Here is a 15,245-nt window from a genome sequence, read left to right as displayed (position 1 = left end):
GCACCAGAAGTGGTGCAGCCGCTGCCCGAGAAGAAGATCGTCACGCGGCTGCGGGCGAACTACACCGCCGTCCAAGAGTTAGCCGCTCAGGGCATGTCCAAAGCGGCGATCGGACGCAAGCTCGGCCTACACCAGGCCACCGTCCGCAAGTTCGCCAACGCCCGCAGCATCGAAGACCTCACCGCGGTCACCGAACAGCGGACCCATGTGGTCGACCCGTTCACCGGCTACCTGCACCAACGCTGGAACGAGGGCGAACGCAACGCCACCCAACTCTTCCGCGAGATTCAGCAGAAAGGCTACCCAGGCGGCGAACTCGCTGTTCAGCGTTACCTTCGCAGCTTCCGGAAGGGTCGCGGGCACGCCCCACATCCGGGCCCGAAACCACCCACCGTCCGCCAGGTCACTTCATGGATCATGACCCACCCCGACCGGGTCGACTCCCGCGACGCCGCGAAACTACGCGACATCCGCAATCGCGACCAGAGCCTGGATCGCCTGGTCAAACATGTCCGAGCCTTCGCGGTGATGATGACCAGCCGCCACGGCGACCGCCTCGACGACTGGATCACCGCCGCCGAGAACGACACCATGGCACCGCTGGCCGGATTCGCCCGAAACCTGCGCCGCGACATCGACGCGATCCGCAACGGCCTGACCCTGCCGCACAGCTCGGGACCCGTCGAAGGAAGCATCAACCGCATCAAGATGATCAAACGGCAGATGTTCGGCCGAGCCGGCCTCTTACTGCTCCGCAAACGCGCTCTTCTCGCCCGCTGATTATCACAAGATCGTCGACAGAACCGACTACGGCTCTGGCGCTCTTTCGGTGGTGACCGTAGGTGACTTCAGTTGAGCAGGATGCGGTGACGGAGCAGGGTGAACCCGGCTCGGCCGTGCATCTGCCGCATGATTCGTTTGGTCTTGGTGTTCACGCCTTCGGTTCCACCGTTGTGGTAAGGCATGGTCACCGCGGCCTGGACGGCGTCGCGGTCGAGTCCCCGGTCAGGACTCAACCATTTGGACGGCGGCGGGGAACACCTGAACCTCGCCGTCGTCGGCGAACAGTTCACTGCCGGTCATGAAGCTGGATCGGTCGCTTGCGAGGAACAGCGCCGCCTGCGCGATCTCGGCGGGGTCGGCGACCCGGTGCGGGGGCGTGGTAGCGGCCATCTGCGCCAGGAGGGCGGCGACCTGCGTCTGGTCATCGCCGGCGATGCTGCGCAGACCGGGAGTGTCGGTCGGGCCGGGGACCAGGACGTTGACCCGGATGCGGCGGGGGCCAGTTCGGCCGCCCAGACCCGGGCGTACTGCCGGATCGCCGCCTTGGAGGCCGAGTAGGTGCCGAACCCGGGGTTCCCGCGGCTGGCCGAGCTTCATCTGGCAAGCAGTCGGCGTCCGGTGGCGGGGCTGATCCGGCGCCGAAGCCGTCGCGGCGGGTCTTCAGCCAGGAGTACAACTTGCGATGGTCGCCGAGTACGAGAACGCCCCGAATGGCCTTCCGCAAGACCCGTTGCTCACCGCGCGGCACCTGGTCGGTCTGGGGGTGCTGGTGAGAGTGGCGGCGATGAACGCGGCGATGTCCGCCAGTGCGGTCAACCCGCGCTTGACATGGCGTCGATGCGCCAGTTTCCTAGACATGATTGATTGCAATCGATAAATGGTCGGTGTCAATGGAGGGACAGCCGTGCGTACCCCATCCCACTGGCGCGGCGCCGCCGTGCGGACCAGCGCCGCACTCATCGCCGTCATTCTGCTCGGCGCATCCCCCGCCGCCGCGCGGTACGGCGGACCGACCGGCCCCACGACCCCGACCGCGCTCTGGGCCAGCACCAACGGCACCGCGATCAGCCTGACCTGGCAGCAACCGCCCACCGGGCCACGGGTCCACTCCTTCCGGGTGTACGAGGGCGGAGAAGTGGTCGCCCGCACCACCACCACGTCGGCGACGATGAACGTGCCCTTCGGTTCGTCTCACGCGTACACCGTCACCGCTGTCGACCGGCACGGGCGGGAGTCGGCGCCGACCGACCCGGTGACCGGCCGGTCCTGGCTCTCCGGGGTCAACCCGGAGTGCCTGCCGATCCCGACCCTGCCGATCACCGTCACCGCCGTCACCGCGTCGGCGGTCTCGCTCTCCTGGCCCCGGCACCCGCTCGGCGGTGAGTTGGAACTGCGGGTGGACGGCGTCAGCCTGGGCTGGACATCGCTGACCAGCGCCCGGGTGGGCGGTCTGGCGCCCGCCACCGATCACCAGATCCGGCTCTACCGGCTCAACCAATGCGGTCCCGGATCGACCGAACCGGTCGGCTCGACCAGCGCCACGACCGCCGCCGGTGATCCCGCGCGGCCCGCCCCGCCTGCCGGGCTCACCGTCACCGGGCGCACCGACACCACAATCAGCCTGGCCTGGACCGCGCCGGCCGGACCGCCGCCGGACCGGTACGCGGTCTACGAGGGCGGCACCCGGGTCGCCGTCACAGTCGGCACCACGGCCACCGTTCAACGGCTCTTCCACGCCACCTGGCACCGCTTCACCATCGCCGCGCTCGATTCCGCCGGCAACGAGTCGACGCACAGCCCAGCGGTGTCGGCCAGTACCGAGACCTGCCTGAGCAGCCCGCCCCAGCCGGTCGGGCTGACGGCGACCGCGCTCTCCCCGTCGTCGGTGCGGCTCGGCTGGACCTTCGACGCCACCGCCACCTCGTACACCATCTGGGACGGTGACACGGCTGTCGCCACCTCCCGCTACCCGGAGACGGTCGTCTCCGGTCTGCCGTCCGCGTCCCGACACGTCTATCGGGTCAGCGCGACCCTTCCCCAGTCCTGCGGCGAGACCACACGCTCCGCCCAGGCGCGGGTCACCACCACACCCGGTCCCGCCGCCCGGCCAGCGGCACCGGCGTCGCTCGAGGTCACCGGCAACGCCCCCGGCAACTGGCCCACCGACGCTCGGCTCACCTTGGCGTGGTCTGCCTCCACCGGAGGCGAGCCCGCTATCAGCTACCGGGTGTACGAGGGCGCGACCGTCGCCGGAGCGGCCGACGGGACCCAGCTGACGTTGGCGGTGGGCGGGGCGACTTGGCACACGTACACGGTGGTCGCCGTCGATGCCGCCGGCAACGAGTCGGCGGCTAGTCCGTCGGTGACCGCGCAGGGCATGTTCTTTCCGCCGCCGTAGGGCAGGCGACGCCGCCCAGAGGGTTCCGGCCGCGTCCGTCCGTAGGGCCGGTGACGGCCGGAGGACCGGTGACGGCCGGACCCAGCCGGGACAGATGATGAAGGCCGCTGACTGGGCTTGCCCGGGTCAGCGGCCTTGTCGTGCAGGTCAGGACGAGTGCCCGGCGGGATGCCAACCTGCGCAAGCCCCAGCGACAGCGATGCGCCCCGCCAGGTTGTCGCCCCCGCCTACCCCCGAAAACCCCTGCCGACGGTCGACCAGTGGCGACAAGTAATAGGAGCGACCGCGCGATGCGGGAAGCCAAGCCACCCAACAGCTCAACGGCCGCGGGCCGGCGATCACCGCCTACTACCAGTCGGCGACGCGTCCCGGAAAGGCGACCGTCCGGACCGAGGTGCTCCGCCGGGGCAACACCCTCTCCATAGGGGCCGCCCGGCTGTCGCAGCGGGACGAGACGGGTGTCGAGGTGGAGCGACTCCGCGTGCTCGCCACCTACGGCGAGCTCGACGCCCTCACCGATGAGGTGCGGACGTCGGCCATCCCGCCGCCACTGCCCGGCCCGGACGAGTGTTTCCGGGCCGACCAGGCACCACCCGCGTTTCTCGAGCGATCGCCCATCATCCAGCGCCTGGACCTGCGCCTCGACCCGGCCACCATCGGCTGGGCGGCGGGTCAGCCCTCCGGCGAGGGACGGATCAGTGGCTGGCTGCGCCTGCCCGACGGGCGCGAGCCCGACCCGCTGCTGCTGATGCTGGTCGAGGCGTGGGTCACAGCCAGTCGTGTTCGCGGGCGTAGCGCGCCGCCTCGTGGCGGGTCTGGGTCTGGGTCTTCTGCATGGCGTTGGAGAGGTAGTTGCGTACGGTGCCCTGCGCGAGGTGGAGTCGGGCGGCGATGTCGGCGACGGAGTAGCCCTCGCCGGTCACCCGCAGCACGTCGAGTTCGCGGTCGGTGAGGGGACAGTCGTCGACGATGGCGAGTGCGGAGACCTCCGGGTCGATCCAGCGCCTGCCTTCGTGCAGGGTGTTGATGACCGAGGTGATGTGAGCCGGTTCGGCGGATTTGCTGACGAAGCCCTGGACGCCCAGCCGCAGCGCCTTGCGCAGCACGCCGGGCCGGGCGTGCCGGGTCAGCATCAGGATCACCTGCTCCGGCCGGACACGGCGGATCTGCGTGATCGCGCCCAGGCCGTCGACGCCCGGCATCTCGAGGTCGATGACCAGCACGTCGGGCCGGTGTCGCAGAGTGGCCTCGACGGCCGTCCCACCGTCCTCCGCCTCGGCGAGGACGGTGATGTCGCCTTCGAGCGGGAGCAGCGCGGCGAGGGCCCTGCGGAGCAGGGCCTCGTCGTCGGCGAGCACGACGGTGGTCAACGGGCCTCCTCCCGGGGATATGACGAGGTTGTCACGGATCGCGCGAAGGAGGCACTCGTCGTGAACTCCCCCTTCTCCTGCTCGACCACCAGATCACCGCCGCCGTCCGCCACCCGCTGCCTGAGGGCGGCAAGTCCCTTCATCTCGGGAGGCGCGTCGCCCGGTACGCCGTCGTTGACGATCGCTATGCCGGAGGCGGAGAGTGTGATCCGCACCTGTGTGGCCTGTGCGTGCCGCAGAATGTTGGTGGTCGTCTCGCGGAGGACCAGGCCGAGCAGTTCGCTGACCCGGGTTTCGACCTCGGCCTCCCGCGTCACCCGTACGCGAATGCCGGCCGCCTCGAAGAGGTTCTTCGCGTTCTCGAGTTCCGCGGAGAGGTTGAGCCGCCGTTGGGCGTACGCGAGTTCTCTGGTCTGGGTGATGGTGTCGCTGACCAGAGCGTAGGTCTCGTGCAGTTCCCTCTTCGCCCGGTCGGTGTCACCGGACACCAGCCTCTGCGCCAGCGCGAGCTTCAGCTTGACCACGTGCAGCGTGTGGCCCTGGATGTCGTGCAGATCGTTGGCGAACCGGACGCGTTCGCGGATGACGGCCAGCTCCGCTTCGCGTTTCCGGGACTGTTCGAGCTCCCGAACGATGTCGTAGAAGCGCTCGCCCAGCAACGTCAGGACGGTCACGACCACGGTGACGACCGTCGGGATGAGGATGTAGGTGATCAGGACCTTGGGTACGTCGTCCCGATCGACGAGCAGCCGTGCCGCGCCCACCGCCGCGACGTAGCCGAAGAGTGCGGCTGCCACCAGGCCGCGATGCCGCGGCGGTCGGGTGAGGGCGAGAGATCCGACGGTACAGATCCCCCAGTAGGCGTTGGGGCTGGCGGTCACCAGTGCGCCGACCGGCCACACGGCCCCCGCCACGATGGTGCAGGGCAGGGCGACCCGCATGACGTCGTCCGCCGTCCACCGTTCGAAGATCACCAGGGCCGCCAGGACGCCTGGAGCCAGGATGACGGCGTGCCACCAGGCGTGCGAGTCGACGGCGACGACGAAGGCCGCCGCGATCAGGAGTGGCGGCAGTGTCGTCATGAGGTTGAGCCGGCGCAGCCGTCCCTGCGTCGCCTCGGTGATGCGCAGGGATCTTGCCGTCACCTGCCCAGTATGCTTCCGGTCCCGACCGGCCGTCAGTGACACCACGTCACATCGTTGTCGTGACACGCGGGCACTGACGAATGGCGGTCTCCGCTGGTGTCATTGGTGGCATGTCCAGCACACCAGTTGTCGAAGTCGAAGGACCGAACGTCACATACGGCGACAAACCCCGCCGATGACACCGCCGTTCGAGATGCCCGACGCGGCGGGGCAGCCCGGCGCCCCGACGCTGGCGGAAGACCTCCTGCTCCTCCTCTTCCAGCCCGACTCCGGCACCATCGCGGGCGAGAACACCCTCTTCTACGTCCTCGCGGGTGCCGTACTCGCAGATCTCGCCCTCGCCGAACACGTGACGACGGCACCCGCTGGCAGGGCGGTGCGGGTGCAGAGCGTCGAGGGGAGTGCGCCGTCGGACGAGATCCTCCGATCGGCGTGGGACCACCTGTCCACGAAGCCCCGGAGCGTGCAGGCGGCACTCGCGGCGATCGGCCCTCCGCTGCGCGAGCCGGTGTTGCAGCGGCTCATCGAACGCGGCGACATCGACCGGACGGACCGCAAGGTGCTCGGCCTGTTCCGTACGACCGCTCTCCGGGACGGTGGCACCGGACGTCGGGCCCGCCTCCTCGGCGAGGTCCGGCGGGTCCTGGTGGAAGGCACAGAGCCGCAGGCACGGGTCGCCGCGCTCGCGGCGCTGCTCTGGGGAAGCGGCACTCTGCCGCAGTTCCATCCCGGGATCCCGTGGACGTCATCTGTGATCACCCGGGCGAAGGAACTCGAGCGGGGCAACTGGGGAGCCGGAGCCGCCGCGGAGGCCGTGACCCGTACGGTGACGGCCACCGTCGTCAACAGCGTCGTCGTAGCCATCACCCTGCCTCCCCGGAGTTAGCGCCCGACCCTCCCCTCCCCGAGTCCGGCGCCGACGCGACGACGATCTCCGCCGGGATCGGGTTGTCCCGGGCCACGCCCACGCTCCTGCTCGGCCCGGTCGTCACCGTGCGGTCCTTCATGGCGCGGGCCGCCGCTCACGGCAGGACGCGGGGCAGGCCGAACGGCCCGAAGCGGTCGGCGTCGAGGAACGAGGTGAGCGCCGCGATCCGCGCGCCGCGCAGGGTCAGCACGGTGATCGACCAGGCGGCGTGCGGCGCGGCGGGTTCGGGTCCGACATAGCAGGCCACCGCCGGCTGCCCGTTCGCGCCGACCAGTCGGGTACGCCAGCTCGGGCACCGGCCCAACGGGACCTGCCGGGCGAAGTCGGCGACGGCCTCGGCGCCCGAGTACCAGTGCGGCAGCGGCGGCATCGACCAGGTGACGTCCTCGGTCAGCAGCGCGACCAGCGCATCGATGTCGCGGCGTTCCAGGGCGTCGGCATAGCTGCGGGCGACCTGCCATGTCCGGTCGTCGCCGAGCCGGCGCAGGGTCTGCTGCTGGCTGGGAGCGGGAACCCGTTCGGTGACGAGCCGGCGGGCCCGGGCCAGGGCCGAGTGCACCGACGTCACGGAGGCGCCGAGGATGCCGGCGATCTCGGCGGCGGGGAAGCCGAGGACGTCCGCGAGCAGCAGTACCGCCCGCTGGTTGCCGGGTAGGTGCTGCAGGGTCGCGACGAACGCGAGTTCGACGGCCTCGCGCCGCTCGTAGCGGGCGTGCGGGCTGGCCGGCCCGTCCGCCACCCGTGCGTCCGGATAAGGGCCGAGCCAGCCTTCCCCGCGCGCCGGCCCGGCACCGTCCGGCACCACCTGGTGGCTGGCCGGGCCGAGGTCCACCGGGAGCGCCCGCCGGCCGCGAGCCTTGACGATGTCCAGGCACGCCCGGGTGGCGACGGTGTACAGCCACGACCGCAGCGAGCCCCGGCCCGCGAAGCCGGCCAGCCCTCGCCAGGCCCGGAGCAGGGCGTCCTGCACGGCGTCGTCGGCGTCGTGGGTCGACCCCAGCATCCGGTAGCAGTGTGCGTGCAACTCGGGACGGAGCGGCGCCACCAGGCGGCCGAACGCCGCGTCGTCGCCGTCCCGGGCCGCATCGAGCAGATCACCGCCCACCGCAGCCCCGGCGGTGGTCGGGGGGCCGGCCGTCGCCGGAGAAACTTCGCTCACGAGCGACGATTCTCCGCCACGCCGGCAGTCCTTCTTTCCGGGCCGCCCGTCTTCGCGGCGCGTCCGTCGGCCACCGACCCCACCGACCCCACCGACCCCACCGACCCCACCGCACCGAGAGCCCTCACCGCACCAAGAGCCCTCAGCGCACCGAGAGCCCTCAGCGCACCGAGAGCCCTCAGCGCACCGAGAGCCCTCAGCGCACCGAGAGCCCTCAGCGCACCAAGAGCCCTCAGCGCACCAAGAGCCCTCAGCGCACCAAGAGCCCTCAGCGCACCAAGAGCCCTCAGCGCACCAAGAGCCCCCAGCGCACCGCGAGCTCCGAGCGCGCCACGAGAGTTCCCTATCCACCACGAGCCAGGAGGCTGCCTGAGATGACCGCATCGACACCGGGATCGCCGGACCGTACCGACCTCTGGGCGCTGGTCCACGCCGAGCGCGAGGCGCTGGCGGCCGACCTTGCGGAACTGCCCGACGAACGGTGGGCCACCCCGTCGCTCTGCGTGGGCCTCTCGGTGCGGGAGGTGCTGGCGCACCTGACCGCAGCGGCCAGCCTCACCCCGCTGCGCTGGCTGGCCGGAGTGCTCCGCTGCCGGTTCGACTTCGACCGGCAGGTCGCGATGCGGCTGGCCGAGCAGGTGGGCGCCACCCCGGCGGAGACGCTCGACCGGTTCCGCCGGGTGGCCGGCAGCACCACCAAGCCGCCGCTGCCGACGATCGCGATGCTCGGGGAGAGCATCGTGCACGGCGAGGACATCCGGCGACCGCTGGGCATCCGGTACGACTACCCGGTCGCCACCGTGACCAGGGTGGCCGAGTACTACCGGGGCTCGGACCTGGTCGTACTCGCCAAGGGGCGGATCGGCGGCCTGCGGCTCGCCGCTACCGACGGGCCGTTCGCCACCGGCGCCGGACCGATGGTCTCCGGCCGCACGGTGGCGCTGGTGATGGCGATGACCGGGCGTGCCAGCCACTGCGACGAGCTGACCGGGGACGGCGTCCCCGTCCTCCGCGACCGCTGTGCCACGGCCTGAGCCCAACCCCCGCGCCGGCCGGCACCGTCGTCGCGACAGCCGGCACCGTCGCCGGTACGACCGCCTGTGTGCGACGCCGGTACGGAGGGTTTGCCGACGGACAATTCGGGTACCGCCTCAGCAGCGTCGAACTCCGTCGACGGGCGCACCGGCGAGTGCGGCGGTCCGGCGCGCGGCATCCGGATGAGCCTGGGAGGCGACGATGATGGAGAGCCGACTGAAGGTGCTGGGGCACCCCGTCCATCCGATGCTGGTGATGTTCCCGATCGCCCTCTTCGTGGCGGCCACCATCTTCGACGTCATCGACGTGGCCGGCGGTCCCGGCTTCCTCGGCGAACTGGCGTACTGGAACATCCTGGTCGGCCTGATCGGCGGGGTGCTGGCGCTGATGGCCGGCGCGGTGGACCTGCTCGCCGTGCCGGGCGGCACCCGTGCCAAGCGGGTGGGTGTGGCGCACGCCGCGACCAACATCGCCGTACTGCTGCTCTTCGCGGCGGTCTGGGCGGTGCGGCTGGCGGCGGAGACCCGCGCGGCCGGTGGCGCGCTGGTGGCGATCGAGGTGGTGGCGGTGGCGGGTGCCGGTGTCGGCGCCTGGCTGGGCGGGGAACTGGTGGACCGGCTCGGGGTCGGGGTGGACCCGGAGGCCGGCCTGAACGCGCCGAGTTCGCTGCGCCCCCGGACCGCCGCCGCAGCCTCCGCCGACCACCACGAGGAGCGGTGAGCCCCAGCACGACGCACGGTGGGCGACGAGTGACGACGGAGGGAACACGGCGGCATGGGTGAGCCAGGACGTGGTACGGAAGACCGACGTGGTACGGAAGACCGACGGGGTGCCGAAGACCGACATGGCACGGCAGACCGGCGTGGCACCGGCGACCGGGGTTGGGACCCCTTCGGCGAGTTGCAGGCGCTCCGCGCGGAGCTGGGCCGGGTGGTCGGATCCGCACTGGTCGGCGGCCGGAGCGGGCAGCCCGATGTCGAGTTGAAGCCGGCCGGGGACGGCTGGACCGTCACCGCCCGGCTGCCCGGGGTGGCTCCGGAGGAGGTGGCGCTCGAACTCGACGACCGCGAGCTCTGCATCCGGGCCCGCTCCGAGGCCGAGGTGAACGCCGACCACGGGATGGCGGGGAGCGGATCGCAGAGCCGGGCCTTCGAGCACCGGGTGCACCTGCCGGCTCCGGTCGACCCGGACCGGATCGACGCCGTGATGGATCACGGCCTGCTCACCGTGCGGCTGCCGAAGGCGCCCCGGCCGGGCCGGCGGACGATCATCATCGGCGGCCGGCGGCACGACCCGGGCCAGCGCGCCGGGGGTACGACCACGGCCGGCGGCCGGCCGGAGAACGTGGACCCCGCCGCCGACCGGGAACTGCACCGGCCGGACACCGCTGCCGGCACCCCGGCCCCGCGGTTCGACGGTTGACCCGGCGCCGGCGGACCCGCACCCGATGATCGGCAAGGTGCGCGACCTCGTCGCCGACGTCGAGCGGATCGCCGTGCTCCGGGCCAACGCCCTCGGCGACTTCATCTTCGCGCTTCCGGCGCTCGACGCGCTGCGGGCCGGCTATCCGGCCGCCGAGCTGGTGCTGATCGGGGCACCCTGGCACGAGCGGCTGCTCCGGGACCGGCCCGGCCCGGTCGACCGGGTGCTGGTGGTGCCGCCCGCGCACGGCATCCGGCCCGCCGGGTCCGGCGAGCCGGAGCCGGCACCGGAGTCGATGGCCCGGTTCCTCGACGCGGCCCGCCGGGAGCGGTTCGACCTCGCCCTGCAGATGCACGGGGGCGGGGCCAACTCCAACCCGCTGGTGGCCGGGCTCGGCGCCCGGGTGACCGCGGGGCTGCGCGCCGAGGACGCGCCGCCGCTGGACCGGTGGCTGCGCTACGTCTACTACCAGCCGGAGGTCGTCCGCTATCTGGAGGTGGCCGGGCTGGTCGGGGCCACCCCGACCGGGCTGGTGCCCCGGCTGGCCGCGACCGGGGCGGACCTGGCCGAGGCGTACGCGGTGCTGGGCGAGCCGGAGCGGCCGAGGATCGCCCTGCACCCGGGTGCGAGCGACCCGCGTCGGCGCTGGCCGGCGGACCGGTTCGCCGCCGTCGCCGACGAGCTGGTCGCCGAGGGGTACGAGGTGCTGCTGACCGGTACGCCGGAGGAGCGGGCCCTCGTCGCGCAGGTGGTGGGGGCGGCCCGGCATCCGGTCCGGTCGCTGGTCGGCGAGCTTTCTCTGGGCGGCCTGATCGGCTGCTATGCCGGTTGCGAGGTGGTGGTGGCCAACGACACCGGGCCGGTGCACGTCGCCGCCGCGCTCGGCACCCCGACCGTCGGCATCTTCTGGGTCGGCAACATGATCAACTGTGCGGTGCCGTTGCGTGCCCGGCACCGGCCGATCGCCTCGTGGACCCTCAACTGCCCGGTCTGCGGGCAGGACTGCAGCCGGGAGCTGTATCCGGCCCGGGGCGGCGGAGCGGGCTGCCCGCACCGGGTCTCCTTCGTCACCGACGTACCGGTGGTGGAGGTGCTGGCGGCGGTGGCCGACCTGACCGGGCGGTGACCTCCCACGCCTCCTGGCTCCGCTCGGTCACCGTGGTCGGCGCCTCCAGGTGGTACGCGCCGCTGGGCAGGACGCCGGCGCCGGCGTACCGGCCCATCACGGCGAGCTGGGCGGCGACGTCCTCGCCCTGGTGGCCCGGGTCGAGCCGGGTCCAGAAGTCGAACCCGCCGGCCGCGCGGAGCCGGGCACGGTCGTAGAGCACGCACCCGCCGATCCAGGAGACCTTGTACGCCCGCCACTGCCCCGGCGGCAGCCGCCGGGCCGAGGTGACGTGCAGCAGGTTGGCGGCCGAGTGGATCTGGGCCCGGTCCCACTCGGGCGTGCCGGGGGCCAGCCGTTCCGGTGCCGGTGGCCCGTCCCACTCGCAGTAGTGCCGATGGGTCTCCGGCCGTACGTCGTCCAGATAGGACAGACCGTGCACGGCGTTGCCGACGAAGCCGCAGCCGAGCTGCCGGATCGCGGTGAGCAGCCGGTCGACGGTGCCGGGTTCGAGCCAGACGTCGTCGTCGAGGTAGAGCACGTACCGGGCCGCCGAGGCGTCCAGCAGGTAGGCGCGGTGCTCGGCCAGGCCGCGCCGGGGCAGCCGGCGGGTGAGCAGCACCGGGTGGCCCCGGTGGCGCAGTACCCGCACCATCGCCGCCGCCGCCGGTTGGGCCCAGCCCGGCTCGCCGTCGGACTGGTCGCTGACCACCACCCCGAAAGCCGCCGTGCCGTCCGGGGCGGCTCCGGCCGCGTTCTCCGGGGCGGTTCCCGGGGGGTGCTGCGCGGCCAGCCCGGCCAGGGTGACCGCCAGTTCGGCGGCGCGGTTCCGGGTAGGGATCAGCACGTCCAGCAGCCGGGGCGCCCGGAAACCGGTCGGCGTGCCCGGGTCGAGTGGCCGCCGGCCAGCCGGGTCGGGACGTGGCGCGGCGGTCACACCCGGTGGCTCGGCCCGGACGCGGTACCGCCCGCGTCGGCCGGCGCGGGAACCGGCTCGCCACCTCCGTCGGGGGCCGGGCGTGTGCCGGCGTCACTGCTCCGGGCGCCCTTCCGGTCGTCGGCGTGCGAGCGGATCCGGTCGATCACCGCCGAGGTGGACCGGTCGGGTACGTAGCCGAGGGTGCGGACCTGGCCGCCGAGCCGGCGTACCAGGGGTGCCTCCGGGACCATCTCCGGCGGGTAGTCGCCGCCCTTGACGTAGACGTCGGGGCGGACGGCCTCGATCAGCGCGGCCGGCGAGTCCTCCTCGAAGACCACCACGTGGTCCACACAGGAGAGTGCGGCGAGCAGGGCGACCCGGTCCTCCACCGGGTTCACCGGCCGGTCCGCGCCCTTGAGCCGCCGCACGCTCTCGTCCGAGTTGACCGCCACCACCAGCAGGTCGCCGAGTTCACGGGCCTGGTCGAGATAGCGCACGTGTCCCCGGTGCAGCACGTCGAAGCAGCCGTTGGTGAAGACGAGCGTCCGGCCCTCGGCCCGGTGCCGCCCGACGAGCTCCAGCAGGGCGTCCCGGTCCAGCACGATCCGGGCCGGCTCCTCGTCGGTCGAGCCGAGTGCGACGAGCAGGTCCTCGCGGAGGCAGACGCAGGTGCCGGTGTCCGAGACGGTGGTGGTCGCGGCGAGCTGGGCGAGCTGGGCGGCGGTCGGCAGTGGCGCTCCCGCGGCGAGCGCCAGGGTCATCGCCGCCAGGTAGGCGTCACCGGCGCCGACCGCGTAACTTGCCGGGACCGGGGTGGCGTGGCTGCGCCGGGACCGACCGTCGGCACCGCCGACCACGGCGCCCTCGGCGTCCAGGGTGACCGCCACGACGTCGGCTCCGGTGCGTTCCCGCAGTTCGGCGAGGCGGGCCTGGGCGACCAGCGCCCGGCTGGCCCCGCCGGCCGCGACGGGGCGGCCACCGCCGGCGCTCGCCCGCTCGTCTCCGGCCACCACGATGTCGTCGCCGGAGACCCCGATCTCGTCGCTGGTCACCGTGATGCCGTCGCCGCCGACCGGTCCGGCGCCGTCACCGCCACCCGGCGGGGTTCCCTCCGGTGCGCCGGAGCCGTCACCGTCCCGGCCGTCGTCCGCGCCACCGCCGCCGGCTGATGGGCTGTCGGCCGACGGGCCGCTGCCGGTTGATGGGCTGTCGGCCGACGGGCTGCTGCCGGTTGATGGGCTGTCGGCCGACGGGCTGCTGCCGGTTGATGGGCTGTCGGCCGACGGGCCGCCGCCGGCCGACGGGCCGCCGGCTGGCACGCCGGTGGCCACGGCGGTGCCGTCCTCGGCGAGGCTGACCCGGGTGCCGGCCACCGCCGACGCCGGGCTGGGCGGTGCGGCGGAGACCGCCTCGTCGAGCAGCCGGGTCGCCTCGGCGAAGCTCGGCGTCACCACGGTCGGGGCGAGCCCGCGCCAGTAGACCAGGTCGTGGGCGTCCAGCGCGACCGTGGCGAAGTGGTCGCGGTGCCGGACCAGCCAGCTGCGTACCGGCTCGGGCAGCGCACCCAGGCCGTAGTCGCAGACCACCAGGGTCGGCGGCTGGCCGTCCCGGTCGGCCCGCAACTCCTCGGTCGCCCGGGCGAGGGCGTTCACCATCCGGTGTACGCCCTCCTCCGGGAGGGTCTCGTCGGCGTCGCCCTCGTCCTCGCGGAGCAGTATCTGGTCGGCGGCGAGCAGCCGTCGCTTGACCGGGGTGGGGCGGCCGGGTTGGCTGATGGTCCGGTCCCAGACACCGGCCCGGTCCAGGCAGTCGTGCAGCTCGTCACCTGCCACGTCGGCGCCGACCGGGGCGACCAGCGCCGCCCGCCCCCCCAGGGCGGTCAGGTTCACGGCGGTGTTCGCGGCGCCACCGGCGGCGGTGAGCCGGCGGCGCAGGGTCAGCACCGGGGCCGGTGCCTCCCGGCAGAGCCGGTCGGACTCGGCGAACCGCCACTCGTCCAGCATGGCGTCGCCGACCACCAGTACGCCCCTGCCGAGCCAGCTCTCCACCACCGAGGCCAACCGGCGCTGTTCCGCTGCGTCTGTCGCCATGTGGCTGCGGGTCCCCGGTGTCCGGCCGGGCAAACCTGGGCCCGCCGAACCCCGCCCCGAGGTGGCCTGGGCGGCGTACGCTGCGTGGTTTGGCTCCTGCCGTACCGGGAACGTCTTTTATCGGGACGCGAGCAGAGAGTTCGTGCCCGCGGATCCCCCGTTTCCACCCCGGAAAGGAGAACCGAGATGACTGCGACCTTGCAGGGCAAGCGCATCGCGTTTCTGGCCACCGACGGAGTGGAGGAGGTCGAGTACACCAAGCCCCGGGCGGCGGTCGAGGCCGCAGGTGGCCGGGCGGAGCTGGTCTCCCTCGACGGCGGCCAGATCCGGGCCTTCAACCACCTGGACAAGGCGGGGGCGTACGACGTCGACACGACAGTGACGCAGGCGGACCCGGCGGCCTACGACGGCCTGGTGCTGCCCGGCGGGGTGGCCAACCCGGACGCCCTGCGGGGCAACCCGGACGCGGTCCGCTTCGTCCGGGCCTTCTTCGACGCCGGCAAGCCGGTCGGGGCGATCTGTCACGCGCCGTGGACGATGATCGAGGCCGACGTGGTGAAGGGCCGGACGCTGACCTCCTGGCCCAGCCTGCGCACGGATCTGTCGAACGCGGGCGCGCACTGGGTCGACGAGGAGTGCCACGTCGACAACGGCCTGGTGACCAGCCGCCGGCCGGACGACCTGCCGGCGTTCTGCGCGAAGCTCGTGGAGGAAATCGCCGAGGGCATCCACTGAGCACCGCACCGGTGACCTGATCAGCGGTGGTTCGTTCCGGGCGGCCCGGCATGGCGCCGGGCTGCCCGGCCTGCGTCCGCCGCCGGTCCGGGCGCGACGGTAGGCAGACCGTAGGCAGACGGTAGGCATTTTCCAGGCCGACAGGGGGAGAAGGCA

13 protein-coding genes and 3 pseudogenes are annotated in these 15,245 nt (G+C 72.7%); 9 read left to right on the top strand and 7 right to left on the bottom strand.

Translation table 11 applies throughout. The features are described from left to right. Positions 1 to 9 precede the first annotated feature (9 nt). A complete protein-coding gene (locus tag ACN27G_RS27260) occupies positions 10 to 780 on the top strand; it encodes a transposase (protein ID WP_421495590.1) in 771 nt (256 codons plus the stop codon). 225 nt (positions 781 to 1,005) lie between these two features. Here the strand turns inward: ACN27G_RS27260 and ACN27G_RS27255 are convergent, their stop codons facing one another. Further along, positions 1,006 to 1,380, bottom strand: a complete 375-nt coding sequence (locus ACN27G_RS27255) for an SDR family oxidoreductase (RefSeq protein ID WP_421495589.1) — start codon at positions 1,378 to 1,380, stop codon at positions 1,006 to 1,008. A 307-nt stretch (positions 1,381 to 1,687) separates the two neighbouring features. On the opposite strand from ACN27G_RS27255, the gene ACN27G_RS27250 reads away from it, so the two are divergent. Both ACN27G_RS27250 and ACN27G_RS27245 read left to right on the top strand, forming a co-directional pair. After that, positions 1,688 to 3,181, top strand: a complete 1,494-nt coding sequence (locus ACN27G_RS27250; protein WP_421495588.1) for a fibronectin type III domain-containing protein — start codon at positions 1,688 to 1,690, stop codon at positions 3,179 to 3,181. Between the two features lie 337 nt (positions 3,182 to 3,518). Further along, positions 3,519 to 3,665 (top strand): annotated as a pseudogene (locus tag ACN27G_RS27245) (acyl-CoA thioesterase domain-containing protein); the annotation flags it as partial. 283 nt (positions 3,666 to 3,948) lie between these two features. Here the strand turns inward: ACN27G_RS27245 and ACN27G_RS27240 are convergent. Both ACN27G_RS27240 and ACN27G_RS27235 read right to left on the bottom strand, forming a co-directional pair. Beyond that, positions 3,949 to 4,551: a response regulator gene (locus ACN27G_RS27240; RefSeq protein WP_421495587.1), complete on the bottom strand. Its 603-nt coding sequence runs from the start codon at positions 4,549 to 4,551 to the stop codon at positions 3,949 to 3,951. Continuing rightward, on the bottom strand, positions 4,548 to 5,696 hold the full coding sequence (locus ACN27G_RS27235; RefSeq protein WP_421495586.1) for a sensor histidine kinase: 1,149 nt from the start codon (positions 5,694 to 5,696) through the stop codon (positions 4,548 to 4,550). Before ACN27G_RS27235 ends, ACN27G_RS27240 begins: the two co-directional genes overlap by 4 nt. A 175-nt stretch (positions 5,697 to 5,871) precedes the next feature. Here ACN27G_RS27235 and ACN27G_RS27230 point away from each other — a divergent pair, with 175 nt between their 5' ends. Next, positions 5,872 to 6,582, top strand: coding sequence for a GOLPH3/VPS74 family protein (locus ACN27G_RS27230; protein WP_421495585.1), 711 nt, complete (start codon positions 5,872 to 5,874; stop codon positions 6,580 to 6,582). A 136-nt stretch (positions 6,583 to 6,718) separates the two neighbouring features. Here the strand turns inward: ACN27G_RS27230 and ACN27G_RS27225 are convergent, their stop codons facing one another. Further along, complete coding sequence (locus tag ACN27G_RS27225) at positions 6,719 to 7,717, bottom strand: sigma-70 family RNA polymerase sigma factor (RefSeq protein WP_421497474.1); 999 nt, start codon at positions 7,715 to 7,717, stop codon at positions 6,719 to 6,721. A gap of 440 nt (positions 7,718 to 8,157) precedes the next feature. Here ACN27G_RS27225 and ACN27G_RS27220 point away from each other — a divergent pair, with 440 nt between their 5' ends. The 4 genes from ACN27G_RS27220 to ACN27G_RS27205 all read left to right on the top strand — a co-directional run bounded on the left by ACN27G_RS27220 (position 8,158) and on the right by ACN27G_RS27205 (position 11,366). Beyond that, complete coding sequence (locus ACN27G_RS27220; protein ID WP_421495584.1) at positions 8,158 to 8,817, top strand: maleylpyruvate isomerase family mycothiol-dependent enzyme; 660 nt, start codon at positions 8,158 to 8,160, stop codon at positions 8,815 to 8,817. Positions 8,818 to 9,022: 205 nt separating this feature from the next. Then, positions 9,023 to 9,538, top strand: coding sequence for a DUF2231 domain-containing protein (locus ACN27G_RS27215; protein ID WP_421495583.1), 516 nt, complete (start codon positions 9,023 to 9,025; stop codon positions 9,536 to 9,538). A 180-nt stretch (positions 9,539 to 9,718) separates the two neighbouring features. Beyond that, positions 9,719 to 10,240 (top strand): Hsp20/alpha crystallin family protein, encoded by a 522-nt coding sequence (locus tag ACN27G_RS27210; RefSeq protein WP_421495582.1) that lies wholly within the window; start codon positions 9,719 to 9,721, stop codon positions 10,238 to 10,240. 25 nt (positions 10,241 to 10,265) lie between these two features. Continuing rightward, positions 10,266 to 11,366, top strand: coding sequence for a glycosyltransferase family 9 protein (locus ACN27G_RS27205; RefSeq protein ID WP_421495581.1), 1,101 nt, complete (start codon positions 10,266 to 10,268; stop codon positions 11,364 to 11,366). Here the strand turns inward: ACN27G_RS27205 and ACN27G_RS27200 are convergent. The 3 genes and pseudogenes from ACN27G_RS27200 to ACN27G_RS27190 all read right to left on the bottom strand — a co-directional run. Next, a complete protein-coding gene (locus ACN27G_RS27200; RefSeq protein ID WP_421495580.1) occupies positions 11,308 to 12,282 on the bottom strand; it encodes a glycosyltransferase family 2 protein in 975 nt (324 codons plus the stop codon). The genes ACN27G_RS27205 and ACN27G_RS27200 overlap by 59 nt on opposite strands. Further along, positions 12,279 to 13,220: pseudogene (rfaE2, locus tag ACN27G_RS27195) on the bottom strand (D-glycero-beta-D-manno-heptose 1-phosphate adenylyltransferase); the annotation flags it as partial. The gene ACN27G_RS27200 and the pseudogene rfaE2, both read right to left, overlap by 4 nt. A 382-nt stretch (positions 13,221 to 13,602) precedes the next feature. Further along, a pseudogene (locus tag ACN27G_RS27190) lies at positions 13,603 to 14,354 on the bottom strand (PfkB family carbohydrate kinase); the annotation flags it as partial. A 186-nt stretch (positions 14,355 to 14,540) separates the two neighbouring features. Here ACN27G_RS27190 and ACN27G_RS27185 point away from each other — a divergent pair. Further along, a complete protein-coding gene (locus tag ACN27G_RS27185) occupies positions 14,541 to 15,089 on the top strand; it encodes a type 1 glutamine amidotransferase domain-containing protein (protein ID WP_421495579.1) in 549 nt (182 codons plus the stop codon). Positions 15,090 to 15,245 lie beyond the last annotated feature (156 nt).

The sequence above is a fragment of the Plantactinospora sp. WMMB334 genome, from assembly GCF_049179095.1.
GTDB lineage: Bacteria > Actinomycetota > Actinomycetes > Mycobacteriales > Micromonosporaceae > Plantactinospora.
The sequence above is the reverse complement of the archived record's forward strand: the minus strand, read 5'-3'. Positions and strand labels throughout refer to the sequence as shown.

What these genes read in the sequence shown, in the direction of transcription:
- ACN27G_RS27255 (WP_421495589.1), bottom strand. Translation starts at nt 1,380, where the DNA reads ATGAAGCTCGGCCAGCCGCGGGAACCCCGGGTTCGGCACCTACTCGGC.
- ACN27G_RS27230 (WP_421495585.1), top strand. Translation starts at nt 5,872, where the DNA reads ATGACACCGCCGTTCGAGATGCCCGACGCGGCGGGGCAGCCCGGCGCC.
- ACN27G_RS27220 (WP_421495584.1), top strand. Translation starts at nt 8,158, where the DNA reads ATGACCGCATCGACACCGGGATCGCCGGACCGTACCGACCTCTGGGCG.
- ACN27G_RS27215 (WP_421495583.1), top strand. Translation starts at nt 9,023, where the DNA reads ATGGAGAGCCGACTGAAGGTGCTGGGGCACCCCGTCCATCCGATGCTG.
- ACN27G_RS27205 (WP_421495581.1), top strand. Translation starts at nt 10,266, where the DNA reads ATGATCGGCAAGGTGCGCGACCTCGTCGCCGACGTCGAGCGGATCGCC.
- ACN27G_RS27185 (WP_421495579.1), top strand. Translation starts at nt 14,541, where the DNA reads ATGACTGCGACCTTGCAGGGCAAGCGCATCGCGTTTCTGGCCACCGAC.